At 70.8% G+C, this 16534-nt stretch carries 16 protein-coding genes; 3 read left to right on the forward strand and 13 right to left on the reverse strand.

What is annotated here, in order from left to right:
- Positions 1 to 26: 26 nt before the first annotated feature.
- The 8 genes from ACIRB1_RS00210 to ACIRB1_RS00245 form a co-directional block, all read right to left on the reverse strand.
- Positions 27 to 1001, reverse strand: a complete 975-nt coding sequence (locus tag ACIRB1_RS00210) for an MASE1 domain-containing protein (protein ID WP_403463925.1) — start codon at positions 999 to 1001, stop codon at positions 27 to 29.
- Positions 1002 to 1277: 276 nt separating this feature from the next.
- The gene (locus ACIRB1_RS00215) at positions 1278 to 2108 is read right to left on the reverse strand and encodes a PP2C family protein-serine/threonine phosphatase (protein ID WP_403463926.1); all 831 of its coding nucleotides are present in this window, start codon (positions 2106 to 2108) and stop codon (positions 1278 to 1280) included.
- A gap of 180 nt (positions 2109 to 2288) precedes the next feature.
- Positions 2289 to 2411 carry a type B 50S ribosomal protein L36 gene (gene ykgO / locus ACIRB1_RS00220; protein WP_043662604.1) on the reverse strand — a complete coding sequence of 41 codons (123 nt, stop codon included), beginning with the start codon at positions 2409 to 2411 and terminating at the stop codon, positions 2289 to 2291.
- The gene (locus tag ACIRB1_RS00225; RefSeq protein ID WP_026150279.1) at positions 2408 to 2656 is read right to left on the reverse strand and encodes a type B 50S ribosomal protein L31; all 249 of its coding nucleotides are present in this window, start codon (positions 2654 to 2656) and stop codon (positions 2408 to 2410) included. The genes ykgO and ACIRB1_RS00225 overlap by 4 nt, the downstream gene beginning before the upstream one ends.
- A 75-nt stretch (positions 2657 to 2731) precedes the next feature.
- Positions 2732 to 2896, reverse strand: a complete 165-nt coding sequence (rpmG, locus tag ACIRB1_RS00230; protein ID WP_329551168.1) for a 50S ribosomal protein L33 — start codon at positions 2894 to 2896, stop codon at positions 2732 to 2734.
- A gap of 107 nt (positions 2897 to 3003) precedes the next feature.
- Positions 3004 to 4896: a Na+/H+ antiporter NhaA gene (gene nhaA / locus ACIRB1_RS00235; protein WP_403463928.1), complete on the reverse strand. Its 1893-nt coding sequence runs from the start codon at positions 4894 to 4896 to the stop codon at positions 3004 to 3006.
- A 98-nt stretch (positions 4897 to 4994) separates the two neighbouring features.
- On the reverse strand, positions 4995 to 6635 hold the full coding sequence (gene pgm, locus ACIRB1_RS00240; protein WP_403463929.1) for a phosphoglucomutase (alpha-D-glucose-1,6-bisphosphate-dependent): 1641 nt from the start codon (positions 6633 to 6635) through the stop codon (positions 4995 to 4997).
- Positions 6636 to 6751: 116 nt separating this feature from the next.
- Positions 6752 to 7672, reverse strand: a complete 921-nt coding sequence (locus tag ACIRB1_RS00245) for an SGNH/GDSL hydrolase family protein (protein WP_403463930.1) — start codon at positions 7670 to 7672, stop codon at positions 6752 to 6754.
- 267 nt (positions 7673 to 7939) lie between these two features.
- On the opposite strand from ACIRB1_RS00245, the gene ACIRB1_RS00250 reads away from it, so the two are divergent.
- Positions 7940 to 8614, forward strand: a complete 675-nt coding sequence (locus tag ACIRB1_RS00250; RefSeq protein WP_403463932.1) for a hypothetical protein — start codon at positions 7940 to 7942, stop codon at positions 8612 to 8614.
- 54 nt (positions 8615 to 8668) lie between these two features.
- On the opposite strand, the gene ACIRB1_RS00255 is transcribed toward ACIRB1_RS00250, so the two are convergent.
- From ACIRB1_RS00255 to ACIRB1_RS00275, 5 genes are all read right to left on the reverse strand, one after another.
- Positions 8669 to 8905 (reverse strand): chaplin, encoded by a 237-nt coding sequence (locus ACIRB1_RS00255; RefSeq protein ID WP_352178388.1) that lies wholly within the window; start codon positions 8903 to 8905, stop codon positions 8669 to 8671.
- Positions 8906 to 9005: 100 nt separating this feature from the next.
- The gene (locus tag ACIRB1_RS00260) at positions 9006 to 9458 is read right to left on the reverse strand and encodes a flavodoxin family protein (RefSeq protein WP_403463934.1); all 453 of its coding nucleotides are present in this window, start codon (positions 9456 to 9458) and stop codon (positions 9006 to 9008) included.
- Between the two features lie 9 nt (positions 9459 to 9467).
- A complete protein-coding gene (locus ACIRB1_RS00265; protein ID WP_403463935.1) occupies positions 9468 to 11072 on the reverse strand; it encodes a serine/threonine-protein kinase in 1605 nt (534 codons plus the stop codon).
- 144 nt (positions 11073 to 11216) lie between these two features.
- On the reverse strand, positions 11217 to 13430 hold the full coding sequence (gene katG, locus ACIRB1_RS00270; protein ID WP_403463937.1) for a catalase/peroxidase HPI: 2214 nt from the start codon (positions 13428 to 13430) through the stop codon (positions 11217 to 11219).
- A 36-nt stretch (positions 13431 to 13466) separates the two neighbouring features.
- Complete coding sequence (locus ACIRB1_RS00275) at positions 13467 to 13904, reverse strand: Fur family transcriptional regulator (RefSeq protein ID WP_328826604.1); 438 nt, start codon at positions 13902 to 13904, stop codon at positions 13467 to 13469.
- 343 nt (positions 13905 to 14247) lie between these two features.
- On the opposite strand from ACIRB1_RS00275, the gene mgrA reads away from it, so the two are divergent.
- Both mgrA and ACIRB1_RS00285 read left to right on the forward strand, forming a co-directional pair.
- Positions 14248 to 15291 carry an L-glyceraldehyde 3-phosphate reductase gene (gene mgrA / locus ACIRB1_RS00280; protein WP_352178384.1) on the forward strand — a complete coding sequence of 348 codons (1044 nt, stop codon included), beginning with the start codon at positions 14248 to 14250 and terminating at the stop codon, positions 15289 to 15291.
- A gap of 52 nt (positions 15292 to 15343) precedes the next feature.
- Positions 15344 to 16345, forward strand: coding sequence for a Dyp-type peroxidase (locus tag ACIRB1_RS00285; RefSeq protein WP_403463938.1), 1002 nt, complete (start codon positions 15344 to 15346; stop codon positions 16343 to 16345).
- Positions 16346 to 16534 lie beyond the last annotated feature (189 nt).

The following is a 16534-nucleotide window of genomic DNA, read 5'->3' on the forward strand; positions in this document are numbered from 1 at the left end:
CGGCAGGGCGGGCCGACGCAGGACGGTCACGGTCGGCCGCCCTGGCGGGGGTCGCCCGCGGTGAGGTGTTCGAGGACCTCGGCCAGTTCCTGACAGGCCATCTCCACCGAGAGCCGAGTGTTGCGCTGCTCGGTGATGACCGAGGAGAGCAGCAGGGCGGTGAGGGCCATCGTGCCGTTGAACGCCTGGAGTTTCATCATCACCTCGACATGGGTCAGCCCCGCGAACGGGCCCGTCTCCTGGGTCGCCGCGATGGTGGCCATGACGGAGGCGAACAGGGCGCACAGCATGCTGCCGGCGAACCGGAAGCGCAGGGCCGCCCAGATCAGCAGCGGATAGATCAGGAACAGCAGGCTGATGCGGTCGTGGGTGACCAGGGGGACGATCACGCCGATGGTCGCCGCGAGCCCCAAGGCCTCCTTCCACCGGTGCAGGTCGAAGGGCGGCCGCACGGTCCACAGCAGGAGCAGGAGCGGGGTGACGATCAGGACGCCCATCGCGTCGCCGACCCACCAGCCGAGCCAGACCGGCCAGAAGGAGTGCGCGGCGAGCTTGTCGGTGAGGACGAGGAGTCCGACGCCGCAGCTCGCGCTGATCAGCATCGCGGACAGGGCGCCCAGGAACACCAGGGCGAGGCCGTCACGCAGCCGTCCGAGGTCGGTACGGAAGCCGACCCGGCGCAGCATGAGGTAGGCGCAGGCGGGGGCGAGGGTGTTGCCGAGCAGGACGACGAGCACGGTCGGATGGAGCGAGGTGATCGACATGATCACGAGAAGGATTCCGAGCGCGATGCCGGGCAGCACCCGCAGCCCGAAGATCAGCAGACAGGCCACCGCGACGCCGGTGGGCGGCCAGACGGGTGTGAACACGGCACCGTCGACCACCAGCTCCCGCAGCAGCCCGAGCCGCCCCGCACCGAGGTAGCTCCCGGCAACGGCCAACGTCAACAGGACGTACCCGCCCGGCCGCCGCAGATCCTCGAAACCCACCACAGCAGCCATCAGACACTGAGCCGGCTCTCTCGGCGAGGCGAAAGGGGTGGGGTGGGGGGTGCGGGAGGGGTTCGGTGGGGATGGCGGGTGCTGGTGGAGGGGGTGGCGCGTGCTGGTGGGACGGGCGGCTGTACGACGGGGAGGGTGCTCGGGTGGGGGCCTCAGGGGGCCAGCGGTGCTGGCGGTGCTGGCGGTGCTGGCGGTGCTGGCGTTGCTGGCGGTGCTGGCGGTGCTGGCGGTGCTGGCGGTGCTGGCGACAGCCTGGGCTTCCTCGCCCAGTAGGCCCTACGTCTCGCCGTCAGGCGCGTCGTGGCCCACGACCAATACCGCCGCGTCGTCCTCGTGGCCCACCCGCTCGGCCCCCTTGATCACGGCCGCCGCGAGGGAACCCGCGTCCATGCCTGCCACGGCGGCTACTCCGGCGAGGCGGACCACCTGGTCGAGGCCTTCGTCGACGTTCATCGAGGGGCCTTCCACCACGCCGTCGGTCACCAGGACGAAGACGCCGCCGGTGGTGAGACGGTGCTCGGTCACCGGGTACCGCTGGCCGGCGACGATGCCGAGGGGCGGTCCGCTTTCGTCGTCGGTGATGCCGGAGCGGCCGTCCGCCGTGGCCCAGACGGAGGGTATGTGTCCGGCCCGCGCGCTCTCCAGCACGCCGGTGATCGGGTCCAGGCGCATGAACGTGCAGGTCGCGAAGAGGTCGCCGCCGAGGGAGAGCAGCAGGTCGTTCGTGAGGGCGAGGAGTTCGCCGGGCTCGCTGGTGACGGAGGCGAGCGCCCGCAGCCCCACCCGGACCTGGCCCATGAACGCGGCGGCCTCGATGTTGTGCCCCTGGACGTCGCCGATGGACAGGCCTATCCGCCCGTCGGGCATCGTGAAGGCGTCGTACCAGTCGCCGCCCACGTTGAGGCCGTGATTCGCGGGCGAGTACTGGACCGCGAGGTGGAACCGCGGGGTCACGGGCATGTCGCCGGGCAGCATGCCGCGCTGAAGGGCGACGGCCAGTTCGAGCAGGGAGCGCTGGAGCTCCGCCCGCTCGCGGGCCTGGGCGGTCAGCGTCCCGAGGCGGGCCAGCAGCTCGTCACCGTCGTCCGTGGGGCGCTTGTGGGACATCGACCACTCCAAGGGGGTTGGTACCGCTATAAGCATAAAGAACGGATTTCTCCCCCTCCGAAACGCGCTGCGAGAACGACGGCGGCCCGGCCCCGCGAGAAGCGGGAACCGGGCCGGTCGATCCGTCGACAGTCCGAGATCCGTCCATGGATCGGGATCGGTCCGTCGGTGCGCGCCGGGTCAGCCCTGGCGGGCCTTGAAACGCGGGTCCTTCTTGTTGATCACGAACGTCACACCGCGACGCCGTACGACCTGCGCGCCGGGCTTGGACTTCAGCGAACGAAGCGAGTTGCGGACCTTCATGACGTCCTCCCATAGCGGCGCTCGAAGCGCTCCACACGGCCCGCGGTGTCCACGACACGCGTGTTGCCGGTGTAGAACGGGTGGCTGGCCGACGAGATCTCGACGTCGATCAGCGGGTAGGTGTTTCCGTCCGCCCACTCGATCGTGCGCGCCGACTGCGCGGTCGAGGTGGTGAGAAACGCGGTGTCCGCCGCGCGGTCGCGGAAGACGACCGGACGGGAGACGGGGTGGATGCCAGACCTCATGGTGCTTCCTTCCTCAGGCCGTCCGCTGCGGGACGGCCGCTCTGCTTCGTTCGTGGGACAGCCGCCGTACTCGACTCAACGCTCTTCGCGGAAGTCGACGTGCGCCCCTGCTACCGGGTCGTACTTGCGCAGGACCAGCCGGTCGGGGTCGTTGCGACGGCTCTTGCGCGTCACGTAGGTGACGCCGGTTCCGGCCGTCGACTTCAGGGTGACGACGGGGCGGTTCGTGGTGCGTGCCATGAGGACCTCCTTCCGCTCACATCCCGGGATATTGTCCCGAGCATGTCAGCTACATGCGTCTCAACGCCGGCACCCGGCAGTCCATTCCCGCCGGCTGAGCCCCGCCGTCAGGACACCTGAACCGCCACCGCCGCCCGTTCCCGAGCCGCCCGCACCGCCTGCGACAAGCCCTCGATGTCGTACGCGCCATGGTGTCTGCGGCCGTTCACGAAGAAGGTCGGGGTGCCCGCGACCCCGCTGAGGTCGGCGGACTCGACGTCCTCGGCGACATGACCCGCCCCGGCGTGGGCCCGCATGTCACGGGCGAAGCGGGCGACGTCGAGGCCGATCTGGCCGGCGTAGTCCCGGAGGTCGTTGAGGCGCAGGGCGCCCTGGTGGCTGAGGAGCAGGTCGTGCATGTCCCAGTAGCCGCCCTGAAGCCCGGCGGCCTCGGACGCCTCGGCAGCGAGCTGGGCATGGGGGTGGACGTCCGTGAGCGGGAGGTGCCGCCACACGTACCGCACCTCGTCCCCGAAGGCGCCGAGCAGTTCGCGTACGACGGGCTCGGCCTGGCCGCAGTAGGGGCATTCGTAGTCGCCGTACTCCACGACGGTCACCGGCGCCTGGCGCGGGCCCCGCAGATGGTCGCGGTCGGGGTCGACCGGGACCGACAGGTCGACGATGGTCTCCGCGCGGCCGAACAGGACACGCGGCCGGATCTGCGGCGGGAGCAGCCCGATCGCCCCGGTGACGAGTCGGCCCACCAGGAACGAGCAGACGACGGCGCTGAGAATGCCCGTCTTCGCGTCCTCCAGGGTGGTGCCGTCGAAGGCGAGGGTCGCGATCAGCAGGGAGACGGTGAAGCCGACGCCTGCCAGCGTGCCGCCGGCGGTCACCGCTCCCCAGCCGACCGGCGGCCGGATGCGGCCCCGGGACAGGGCGCTGGTCAGCGCGGTCGAGGCGACGATGCCGAGCGGCTTGCCGACGACGTACCCGATGAGGATGCCCAGTGCGACGGGTGAGGTGAAAGCCCTGGCGAGCTGGTCCCCGCTGAGGTGGAGACCGGCGTTGGCCAGCGCGAACAGCGGGACGACGACGTAGCTGGCCCAGGGGTGGTACATGCGCTGGAGGCGGTCGTTCGGGGAGATCGCGGAGGCGATGCCGGCGCGTACGTCGCGTTCCAGTTCGGGGGTGGGCTGTTCGCGGAAGAGCCGGAAGAGGCCGGTGGCGCGTTCCAGGTCGTCGCGTCCCGCCGGGTAGGCGTACGTGATCAGGCCCATGGCGAGTCCGATGACGACCGGGTCGACGCCCGACTTCAGCAGGGCGACCCACGCCACGACCCCGAGCAGCGCGTACAGCGGGCCCCGGCGCACCCGGAACCGCCGGAGCACCACGACGACGGCGAACAGGGCGACGGCGACCAGGAGTGCCGGCACGGCGATGCGGTCGCTGTAGAAGACGGCGATCACCACGAGCGCCAGGAAGTCGTCCACGACGGTGATCGTGAGGAGGAAGACCCGCAGCCCGGGCGGCATGTGGCGGCCCACGACGGCGAGCATGCCCAGCGCGAACGCGGTGTCGGTGGACATCACCGCGCCCCAGCCGTTCGCCGTGCCGTGGCCGCTGTTGATGGCGAGGTAGATGGCGATCGGCACGAGCATCCCGCTGGCGCCCGCGACCATCGGCAGGGCCAGCCGTCGCCGCTCGCGCAGCTCGCCCATGTCGAACTCGCGGCGCGCCTCCAGCCCGACGACAAGGAAGAACAGCGTCATCAGCCCGCTGTTGACCCACTCGCGCAGATCGAGCGAGATCCCGTGCGAGCCGAGCCGCACGGACAGGTGGGTCTCCCAGAACGTCTCGTACGCCGACGGTGCCGCGTTGGCCCACACGAGCGCGACGAGCGCCGCCGCGACGAGCACGGCGGCGCTTCCGGTCTCGGTCCGAAGGAAGTCGCGCAGCGGGGAGCGTGTGTCGTCCCCGCACGACGTCTGCCCCATGTAGTCGGTCGTTTCCTGAGACATACGGGGCTCACATCCACCTTGCGTCGTCACTCACGTGTCGCCCAACACCGGCCGCCACACCGTTCATTCCGGTGGCAGCCGGTACCCGGCCGACCGTGTCAGCCGCCCAGCGCCGCCCCGACCACGGCCTTCGCCTCCTCCTGGACCTGGCCGAGGTGGTCGGTGCCGTGGAAGGACTCGGCGTAGATCTTGTAGACATCCTCGGTGCCGGAGGGCCGCGCCGCGAACCAGGCGTTGGCGGTGGTCACCTTGATGCCGCCGAGGGCCGCGCCGTTGCCCGGCGCCTCGGTGAGGACACCGGTGACGGGCTCGCCCGCCAGGGTGTCGGCAGTGACCTGCGCGGGCGAGAGCTTGGCGAGGAGCGCCTTCTCCTCGCGGCTCGCGGGGGCGTCGATCCGGGCGTAGGCGGGCGAGCCGAAGCGGTCCGTGAGCCCCTTGTAGTGCTCGGACGGGGTCTTCCCGGTGACCGCGGTGATCTCGCTGGCCAGCAGCGCCAGGATGATGCCGTCCTTGTCGGTGGTCCACACCGAGCCGTCCCGGCGCAGGAAGGACGCGCCGGCGGACTCCTCGCCGCCGAAGCCGAGCGAGCCGTCGACCAGTCCGTCCACGAACCACTTGAAGCCGACGGGCACCTCGACGAGCCTGCGCCCCAGGTCGGCGGCGACCCGGTCGATCATCGAGGAGGACACCAGCGTCTTGCCCACGCCCGCGTCGGCGGGCCACTGCTCGCGGTGGGCGTAGAGGTAGGCGATCGCGGCGGCCAGATAGTGGTTCGGGTTCATCAGGCCCGCGTCCGGGGTCACGATGCCGTGCCGGTCGGAGTCGGCGTCGTTGCCGGTGGCGATGTCGAACCGGTCGCGCTGAGCGATCAGCGAGGCCATCGCATACGGCGACGAGCAGTCCATGCGGATCTTGCCGTCCCAGTCCAGCGTCATGAACCGCCAGGTGGGGTCCGTGAGCGGATTGACCACGGTCAGGTCGAGCCGGTGCTCCTCGGCGATGCGTCCCCAGTAGGCGACGGACGCCCCGCCCAGCGGGTCGGCGCCGATCCGCACTCCCGCCGCGCGGATGGCGTCCAGGTCGAGGACGCTCGGCAGGTCGGCGACGTACGTGCCGAGGAAGTCGTAGCGGCCCGTGCCGGGGGCGGCGAGCGCGCGGGTGTACGGGATGCGGCGTACGTCCTTGAGGCCGCCCGTGATGATGTCGTTGGCGCGGTCCTGGATCCACGAGGTGGCGTCGGAGCCGGCCGGGCCGCCGTTCGGCGGGTTGTACTTGAAGCCGCCGTCGGCGGGCGGGTTGTGCGACGGGGTGACCACCACGCCGTCCGCGAGGCCCGAGGTGCGGCCGCGGTTGTGGGCGAGGATCGCGTGGGACACCGCCGGGGTCGGCGTGTAGCCGTCCTCGGTGTCGATCAGGACCGTGACCCCGTTGGCGGCGAACACCTCCAGCGCGGTGACCTTCGCGGGCTCGGACAGCGCGTGTGTGTCGGCGCCGAGGAAGAGGGGGCCGTCGGTGCCCTGGTCCGCGCGGTACTCGCAGATGGCCTGGCTGGTGGCCGCGATGTGGTCCTCGTTGAACGCCGTCGCCAGGGACGAGCCCCGGTGCCCGGAGGTGCCGAACGCGACGCGCTGCCCCGGCTCGGCGGGGTCCGGGTGCAGCGCGTAGTACGCGGTGACCAGGCGGGCCACGTCGACGAGATCCTCGGGTCGGGCCTGTTCGCCCGCTCGCTCGTGTGGCATGTGCCCGCTCCTCCGTGTCGAACCGCTTCGCGTACGGCCCCCATCTTTCCTCGTCAGGGGCGTCTTTAGCGAGTACACCCCCTCCGCCTGTGGAAAACCCGGGCCGCGGCTGTTCGTCAGTGCCGGTGGTGCCGGTCCAGCCGCTTCAGCACCGCGCCCGCCATGGCCGCCTCACCCTTCGCGTTGGGGTGCGCCGGAGCCGCCGGGGAGGCGGGCTGCAAGGGCTCTATCCAGCGGTCGGCGGGCGCCTGGCACATGTCGTGGCCGACGGTCGGACCGTAGGTGTCGACGTACTCGGCGCCGTTGAGGGCCGCGACCACGCGGAGCATCAGGTTGAGGCGCTTGCCGGTGTCGCGGAGGTAGGGGAAGTCCTTGGCGGCGAACGGGACCGAGGGGTAGCAGCCGCTGCCGTCGTCGGGCAGCAGGTCGGGGTAGCCGACGACGACCACGCGCGCGTGCGGTGCCTTCTTGTGCACGGCCCGCAGCACCTTGGAGACCTTGGGCGCGGTGTCGAGGATGCTCAGCACCAGCTGGTCGGCGCCGGAGGAGTTGTAGTAGCGCTGGCAGGGGTTGCCGGTGAGGTCCGTGGCGCTGAGCTTGGCGCAGGTGCCGATGATGGTGCTGAACCCGATGTCGTTGCCGCCTATCTGAAGCGTCACCAGGTTCGTGTTCCGCTGCACGGCGTCGAGTTGGGGTCCGTTCGTGCCCTGTGCCTTCCACATCTCGGCGGTCGTCGCCCCGCTACAGCTCACGTCCTTGAGCACGGTCCCTCTGCGGTCCGCCGCCACCAGCGAGGGGTAATTGTGGTCGGAGCGGGCGCAGTTGGCGTCGACCTGGGTCGGGATGTACGGGCCCGAGGTGTAGGAATCCCCGAGCGCCACGTACTGCGTCGAACGGCCGTTCCCCTGGCCGGAGTTGTGCGCCGCCGCGGGTGCCGCCGACGCGACGACGAGGGCGCAGCCGCTGACCGCCGCCGCGACCGCCACGGCCCTGCCGCGCTGGTGTGCCGTCGTGGCCTGATGCGTCTCACGCTTCATGGAGTTCCTCCCCCAGGTCCGAGACGGCGCGACGGGACACACCCGCTGCGGTCGTCTCTCGTTCAACTGGCCTTGTATACCGGTCGGTAAGTCCCGGAGGCCAGAGGTGTGGAGGGACGAGTTCGCTGCCCGAAGGGTCACGGCACCCCGCCGAAACAGTTCGGCCGGTTTGGTGGCCGGTTCCCGTCCCCGCGCACGTGGACCACGTCCGGCGGGTATCCCTACCGCAGGCGTCAACGCGCTTGGGGGTGGGGGGAGTTGGCTCTGTTGCCGCAGAGGCCGCGGAGACACGAGAAGCATGAGTCGCAGCGCTCCCGTCGCCGGGAGGCGATCCGTGCGCTGCGCGCCCAGGGACGATACGGCCCCGCACTGCACGAGGTGCTGCCCGCCCTCGTCGCGGTCGTCCTCGTCGTGTGCGGGATCGTGGCCGGGCTCGCCGTCGCGTACCGCACCCTCGGCACCGGAGCACTCGCCGGCGGCCTGGCGCTGCTCGCGGTGATCACGGTGGCCGTGGTCCGGCACAACCGGCCGCTGGCGCGTCGCCGCCTCGGCTACTACACGCCCGACGAGATCGCCGAACTGGACGTGGAGGGGCTCGCCCTGGCCGTGTCCCGGATGCTGCGCCGGGACGGCTGGCGGGCGCTGGCCAGGCCCGACGCGCAGGGCCTGCCCCGGGTCCGGGCGCGCAACCGGCTCGGTCACCGGCTGGACGTGGCCTTCCGGCCGGTCGCGGAACCGCTGCCCGACGAGGACACACCGACGCGCTCCGCCCGCACGCCCGGCGAAGGCCCGCACCTCCGGCTCGTCGTCCACCGGGGCACCTTCAGCCGGCGGGACGTCCAGTGGGCACGGCGGCAGGGCGGCATCCAGCTGATCGACGGCTCACGGCTGCGGCGCTGGGCGCACGGCACTCCCCTGCACCGGCTGACCGACGTCCCCTGACACACGGAACGAGCCGCGGGCACAGGGCCCGCGGCTCGTTCACGGTGCGGCTCGTCAGTCCGAGTTCTGGCAGTGGTTGCCCGACGCGGGGTTCAGCAGACCGATGAGGTCGATCGAGTTGCCGCACAGGTTCAGGTCGAGGTCGACCGGCACCTGGACGACGTTGCCGGAGAGCACGCCCGGGCTGTCGACGGCAGCACCGGTGGGGTCGGGGTCCGCACTCGCCGTACCGGCGCACAGCAGCAACGCCGCACCCGCCAGACCGACCGCGGCCGTCAGACGCTTCCTCATGAAGAACTCCTGTCACTCAGAGGGGCATGTCCCTCCACGCTGCGGGACCTCCGGGGGGTCACGACACTCCGCGGGGTCCAAACGGGTGGCGGCGGCCCGCTCAGGCCTCCAGTCCGGCGGCGATCGTCGCCCCGAGTTCCCAGCACGCCTCGACTCCGGCCCGGTCCGGCTCGCCGGTCAGCGTCACGGGTTCCGCGGCCCGCCGCCAGCCCAGCCCGGTGGTGATCGACTCGATGCTGCGCACGGCTCCGGTCACGTCGTTCCCGCCGTGCACGTAGTAGCCGAAGGGCCGCCCGCGGGTCTCGTCCAGGCACGGGTAGTAGATCTGGTCGAAGAAATGCTTCAGCGCCCCGGACATGTACCCGAGGTTCGCGGGCGTGCCCAGCAGCAGTCCGTCGGCTTCCAGCACGTCCGACGCGGTCGCGGACAGCGCGGCACGCCGTACGACGCGCACGTCCTCGATCTCCGGTGCCGTCGCCCCGGAGACGACGGCCTCGAACATCGCCTGGCAGTGGGGCGAGGGCGTGTGATGCACGATCAGCAAGGTGGGCACCGGGTGAACCTACCCGTCGGACGGCATCACCCTGGTCACGGTGCCCTTGGTGTTGGCCTCCAGGTAGCCGCCGGCGCCGTAGTCGTCGCTCAGATAGATCGCCATGCCCGCCACCGTGCCGTCGTAGGTGTTCGGCACCCGCAGCAACAGGTACCGGCCCGTCGGCTCGTCGACCTTCAGTTCCTTCTTCGCGGTCTTCAACAACGCGGGTACGGCGTCCCAGTTGAAATCGTCCAGCTTCACCGGCTGATCGCCTTCGTCCACAAGGCCCTTGTCGCCGTCCGGGTCGAAGCCGGTGCCGGAACGGTAGGTGTAGTTCTGGAACTTCGTCTGACTGCCCTTCACCATCACGTCCGCGATGACGTACCCCGGGTAGACGGAGAAGTCGGCAAAACGGTCGCTGCCCGTCTTCTCCTTGAAGGCCTTGATCGCGGTGCGGATTCCGGCGGGTGTGAGCATGTCCTGCGTCTTCACGGCGGCACTGCTCTGGCTCGCCGAGGCGGTGGGCGTGGTCTGCTGCCGCGTCTGGCCGGTGGTCCCCGAGGACGACGCACGCGTGTCGTTTTTGTCGTTGCCCCCCGGCAGCACCTTCCAGGCGAGCGTCCCCACCAGCAGGACGCCCACGACGCTGGAGGCGACCGCGACGCCCCGGCTCCGCTTCACCGGCCGGCGCCGACCGGTCGTCGTCACCATGCCGTTCGTGGGCGGCAGCGGCGGGGGCACCGGCGGGGCGATCCGGTAGGAGGTGGTCTCGGGGCGCCGGTCCTCGGGCCCGGCCCCGGCAGCGGCGGCGAGCATCCGGCCGACCGTCCCGGCGTCCGGCCGCGCCTCGGGATCGCGGACCAGCACGCAGGACAGCACCGGCGTCAGCGATCCCGCCCGCATCGGCGGGGGCACGTCCTCCTGGAGTACGGCGGCCAGCGTGGCCAGGGTCGTACCGCGCTGGAGCGGATGGTGGCCCTCGACGGCGACGTACAGCATCATCGCCAGCGACCACAGGTCCGCGGCGGGGCCGCCGCTGCGGCCGGAGACGCGTTCCGGGGCCATGTAGTCCGGGGTGCCGATGATGGAGCCGGTCGCGGTGAGGGCGGTGGCGTCGCGGATCGCGGCGATGCCGAAGTCGGTGAGGACGGGGCGGCCGTCGGTGCGCAGCAGGACGTTGGCCGGTTTCACGTCCCGGTGCTGGACACCCGCCTGGTGCGCGGCGGCTAGGGCGTCGAGCACGCCGATGCCCAACCGGGCGGCTTCCGCCGGGGACATGGGTCCGCGGGCCAGCCTGTCGGCGAGCGAACCGCCCTGGACGAGTTCCATGACGAGCCAGGGGTAGGTGCCCGGGCCGCCGTCGACGATGTGATGGATCGTCACCACGTTCGGGTGCTCGACCCGGGCCAGTGCCCGTGCCTCGCGCAGGACCCGCTGCCGCAGCAGCTCGGCCGCGGCGGGGTCGTACTCGGCGAGGTCGATGTCCGGCGGCCGGACCTCCTTGACCGCGACATAGCGGTGCAGCAGCAGGTCCTGGGCGCGCCACACCGTGCCCATGCCACCGCCGCCGAGCCGGGACTCCAGCTCGAAGCGGCCGTCGACGACCCGTCTGCCGGGCTCCCCCTCGTTCATGCGGAGGAGCTTATGTGACGAACGTGCACTCCTGTGCGTCGAGTTCGGGGGACGAGAAACGTCCGGGCCGACCCGTGAGGGCCGACCCGGACGTCAGTGGTCCGTTCCCGTGGGACCAGGACCGGGCGTCAGCTCAGCCTCGGCTCAGACGAGGTCGAACCGGTCCAGGTTGGAGACCTTGACCCACGCGTCGACGAAGTCCTTCACGAACTTCTCCTTCGCGTCGTCGCTCGCGTAGACCTCGGCGAGCGCGCGCAGCTCGGAGTTGGAGCCGAAGACGAGGTCGGCACGGGTGCCGGTCCACTTGACGGCGCCGGAGGCGTCGCGGGCCTCGAAGGTCTGCTGGTCCCCGGAGGTCGACGTCCACGCGGTGCCCAGGTCGAGCAGGTTCACGAAGAAGTCGTTGGTCAGCGTGCCGACCCTGTCCGTGAGGACACCGTGGGTGGACTGGCCCTGGTTGGCGCCCAGGACGCGCAGGCCGCCGACGAGGACGGTCAGCTCGGGGGCGCTCAGCGTGAGCAGGTTGGCGCGGTCGAGCAGCAGGTACTCGGCCGGCAGGCGGTTGCCCTTGCCGAGGTAGTTGCGGAAACCGTCGGCGGTCGGCTCCAGCGCGGCGAAGGACTCGACGTCCGTGTGTTCCTCGGTGGCGTCGACACGGCCCGGCGTGAAGGGGACCTCCACGTCGACGCCGCCGTCCTTGGCGGCCTTCTCGACCGCGGCGGCACCGCCGAGGACGATCAGGTCGGCCAGGGAGACCTTCTTGGCGCCGGTGTTGAACTCCTGCTGGATGCCCTCGAGGACCCGCAGCACGGAGGCGAGCTGGTCGGGGTCGTTGGCCTCCCAGCCGCGCTGCGGCTCCAGGCGGATACGGGCGCCGTTGGCGCCGCCGCGCTTGTCGCTGCCACGGAACGTGGAGGCGGAAGCCCACGCGGTGGACACGAGCTGCGGGACGGTGAGGCCGGAGGCGAGGATCTTCGCCTTGAGGGCGGTGACGTCGGCGGCGTCGATGGCCTCGCCCTCGGCCTGCGGCAGCGGGTCCTGCCAGAGCAGGGTCTCCGCGGGGACCTCCGGGCCGAGGTACAGGGACTTCGGGCCCAGGTCACGGTGGGTCAGCTTGAACCAGGCGCGGGAGAAGGCCTCCGCGAACTGGGCCGGGTTCTCGTGGAAGCGCTTGGAGATCTCGCCGTAGATCGGGTCGAAGCGCAGCGAGAGGTCGGTGGTGAGCATCGTCGGAAGCTTCTTCTTCGACGCGTCGTGCGCGTCGGGGATGATCGCCTCGGCGTCCTTGGCCACCCACTGGTTGGCGCCGGCGGGGCTCTGGGTCAGCTCCCACTCGTAGCCGAAGAGGATGTCGAAGAAGTCGTTGCTCCACTGGGTGGGCTTGGTGGTCCAGGTCACCTCGAGGCCGGAGGTGATCGCGTCGCCGCCCTTGCCGGTGCCGTAGGTGGACTTCCAGCCCAGGCCCTGCTGCTCCAGCGGGGAGGCCTCGGGGTCGTCGCCGACCGCGTCGGCCGGGCCGGCGCCGTGGGTCTTGCCGAAGGTGTGGCCACCGGCGATGAGGGCGACGGTCTCCTCGTCGTTCATCGCCATGCGGCGGAAGGTCTCACGGATGTCGCGGGCCGCGGCCAGCGGGTCCGGGTTGCCGTTCGGGCCCTCGGGGTTGACGTAGATGAGGCCCATCTGGACGGCGCCGAGCGGGTTCTCCAGCTCACGGTCGCCGGTGTAGCGCTGGTCGTCGAGCCAGGTGGTCTCGGGGCCCCAGTACACGTCCTCGTCGGCCTCCCAGACGTCGGCACGGCCGCCGGCGAAGCCGAAGGTCTCGAAGCCCATCGTCTCCAGCGCCACATTGCCGGTGAGGATCATGAGGTCGGCCCAGGAGATGGACTGGCCGTACTTCTTCTTGACGGGCCACAGCAGACGGCGGGCCTTGTCCAGGTTGCCGTTGTCCGGCCAGCTGTTCAGCGGCGCGAAGCGCTGCTGGCCGCGGCCGCCACCGCCGCGGCCGTCGCTGATGCGGTAGGTGCCGGCGCTGTGCCAGGCCATACGGATCATCAGCGGGCCGTAGTTGCCGAAGTCCGCCGGCCACCAGTCCTGCGAGGTGGTCAGCACCTCGGCGATGTCCTGCTTGACGGCGGCCAGGTCGAGGGCGCCGAACGCCTTGGCGTAGTCGAAGTCCGCGCCGAGCGGGTTGGCGACGACCGGGTCCTTGGCGAGGATCTTCAGGTTGAGGCGCTCGGGCCACCACTGACGGTTGCCGCCGCCCTGGGTGGGGTGCGCGGCGCGCCCGTGCGCGACGGGGCAGCCCCCTGCGTCCTCCGACTTCGCGTCCGTGACGATTGCGTCGTGGTTCTCAGACATGGATGGGAATCCTTCCGAACTGGGGGAACACGTGATTCAGGTACGGGGGGCGTCGGTACAGGCGGGGCACAGGCCCCAGTAGATGACCTCGGCCTCGTCGATCGAGAAACCTTGGTCGTCGGCGGCGGTCAGGCAGGGTGCCTCGCCGACCGCGCAGTCGACATCGGCGACGACACCGCACGACCTGCACATGAGGTGGTGGTGGTTGTCGCCGACACGTCCTTCGAAGCGGGCGGGACTGCCGGCCGGTTCGATACGGCGTATGAGTCCGGCCGAGGTCAGCGCGTGCAGCGCGTCGTAGACGGCCTGGAGCGATATGTGTCCTACGCGGTCACGGACGCCGGAGGCGACCCCTTCGACATCGAGGTGGTCACCGTGCCGGACGGTCTCGAGCAGCGCGACGCGGGCTGCCGTCACCCGCAGTCCGGCACCGCGCAGCTCCTCAGCGGTGGTCGGTGGCTGGGATGCGGTCATGCCGATCAACCTACAGCCATAAACACGAATGATTCAAGAAAACAAACAGTTCAAGTTTGGTGACGTCACGGGGTGGGCGGTGTGGAGCGGTCCCGGGTGGTGCCGGCGACCGCGCGTTCCCGCGATACACCTTTGCGAACCTCGCCGGCGCCGGCTCCTCCGGCCGCACTTGGGCTGCCGGAGGCGGGCGGTGCGGTGAGTGGGCCGCCTGTGGATTCAGTGACGGCGCTGCTGAATCCGATGGCGGGGAACGGTTGGACGCGGAATTCGCGCAGGGGCACAGTAGGCATGTCGGCCACCGCCGGCCGCACCGCCCCCTCATGCACCTCGCGGAGAGCCCCGGATGAACCACGTCGCAGATCCTGAGCGCTACAACGGCACCATGCGCTACCGCCGCACCGGCCGCTCGGGGCTCGACCTGCCCCTGCTGTCGCTGGGCTACTGGCACAACTTCGGTGACGACCGGCCGTTCGAGACGCAGCGGGAGATCGCGCTGCGCGCCTTCGACCTCGGCATCACCCACCACGACCTGGCGAACAACTACGGCCCGCCCTACGGCGCCGCCGAGGCCAACTTCGGCCGGCTGCTGAAGCAGGACCTCGCGCCGTACCGGGACGAGCTGGTGGTCTCCACCAAGGCCGGCTGGGACATGTGGCCCGGTCCGTACGGCCAGGGCGGCGGCTCCCGCAAGTACCTCCTCGCCTCGCTCGACCAGTCGCTGAAGCGCACGGGCCTGGACTACGTGGACATCTTCTACTCCCACCGCCTCGACGCGGGCACCCCGCTCGAGGAGACGATGGGCGCGCTGGACACCGCCGTCCGCCAGGGCAAGGCGCTCTACGTCGGCATCTCGTCCTACGACGCCGAGCGCTCCCGTGAGGCCGCCGCGATCCTCCGTGACCTGGGCACTCCGCTCCTCATCCACCAGCCGTCGTACAACATGCTCAACCGGTGGATCGAGGACGACGGGCTGCTCGATGTCGCGCGGGACGAGGGCTTCGGGGTCATCGGGTTCACCGCGCTGTCGCAGGGGCTGCTGACCGGGCGGTATCTGGACGGCATCCCGGAGGGGTCGCGGGCCTCGCAGGGCACGTCCTTCGACGCGGGCTGGCTGACCGACGACATGGTGCGCCGGCTGCGCGCGCTGAACGACATCGCGGCCCGGCGCGGGCAGACCCTCGCCCAGATGGCGCTCGCCTGGGCGCTGCGCGACGAGCGGGTCACCTCGCTGGTCATCGGCGCGTCCCGCACCGAGCAGCTCGAACAGAACGTGGCCGCGCTGGACAACCTCGACTTCAGCAAGGAGGAGCTGACGGAGATCGACTCGTACGCCGTCGACGGCGGGGTGGATCTGTGGCAGGACGCGCGGACTGGGAAACTCGGCTGACGCTGGAGGTGCCGGCCGGTACCTCCCAGAACACAGCGGAGGCGTGGAGTACATGACAGTTGACGGCTCGGTCGAGGGCACGGACGGCAGCGTCGGCGGCGAGGGAACCATCCCGACCACGCAGGCGGTACTGGAGTCGCTGACCCCCAGCGCGACCTTCCTCGTCGTCACCGTGGAGCCCGGCGGCGAGGACGCGGTGCGCCAACTCCTGGAGGATCTGGCCGGGTTGACGCGGTCCGTCGGGTTCCGCGCGCCGGACGGACGGCTCAGCTGTGTGACCGGTATCGGCTCGGAGGTGTGGGACCGGCTGTTCGGCGGCCCGCGCCCCGCCGAGCTGCACCCGTTCCGCGAACTCGTCGGCGACCGCCACCGTGCCGTCTCCACCCCCGGCGACCTGCTCTTCCACATCAAGGCCGTACGGGCCGACCTGTGCTTCGAGCTGGCCACCGCGATCATGGGCCGGCTGAGTGGCGCGGTCACCGTGCGGGACGAGGTGTCCGGGTTCCAGTACTTCGACGTGCGGGACCTGCTGGGCTTCGTCGACGGCACGGAGAACCCCGTCGGGCAGGTGGCCCGCGAGGCGGTGGTCGTCGGCGGCGAGGACCCGGAGTTCGCGGGCGGCAGCTATGTGATCGTGCAGAAGTACGTCCACGACATGGCGGCCTGGAACGCGCTGCCGGTGGAGCAGCAGGAACGGGTCATCGGGCGCAGCAAGTTGACCAACATGGAGATGGACGACGACGTCAAGCCGGCCGACTCGCACCTCGCGCTGAACGTCATCACCGGCCCGGACGGCACCGAGCGGAAGATCCTCCGCGACAACATGCCGTTCGGCAGCGCGGCCCAGGGCGAGTTCGGCACGTATTTCATCGGGTACGCGCGGACGCCCTCGGTCACCGAGCAGATGCTGCGCAACATGTTCCTGGGCACCGACTCCGCGTCCCACGACCGCATCCTCGACTTCTCCACGGCCGTCACCGGAAGTCTTTTCTACGTCCCTTCGGCGGACTTCCTCGACGACCTTCCGGACCTTCCCGACCGATCGGAGGGGTGACCTCCGCGGACGGCCGACGAGCCGTTTCCGGAGTGCGGCGCGGGGGCGCCGGGGGGCGCGACAGAATTCAGCGATGGGCCAAGATCCGTACACCGCACGGGTGTTGACGTGCACACACCCGCCTGCGAAGGTCTGGACCTGGCGCATCCAGTAGCGCCCCCACAGCCAAGAACTGGAGTCGGCGTGCCT

This window comes from Streptomyces sp. NPDC096013 (assembly GCF_044763565.1).
GTDB lineage: Bacteria > Actinomycetota > Actinomycetes > Streptomycetales > Streptomycetaceae > Streptomyces.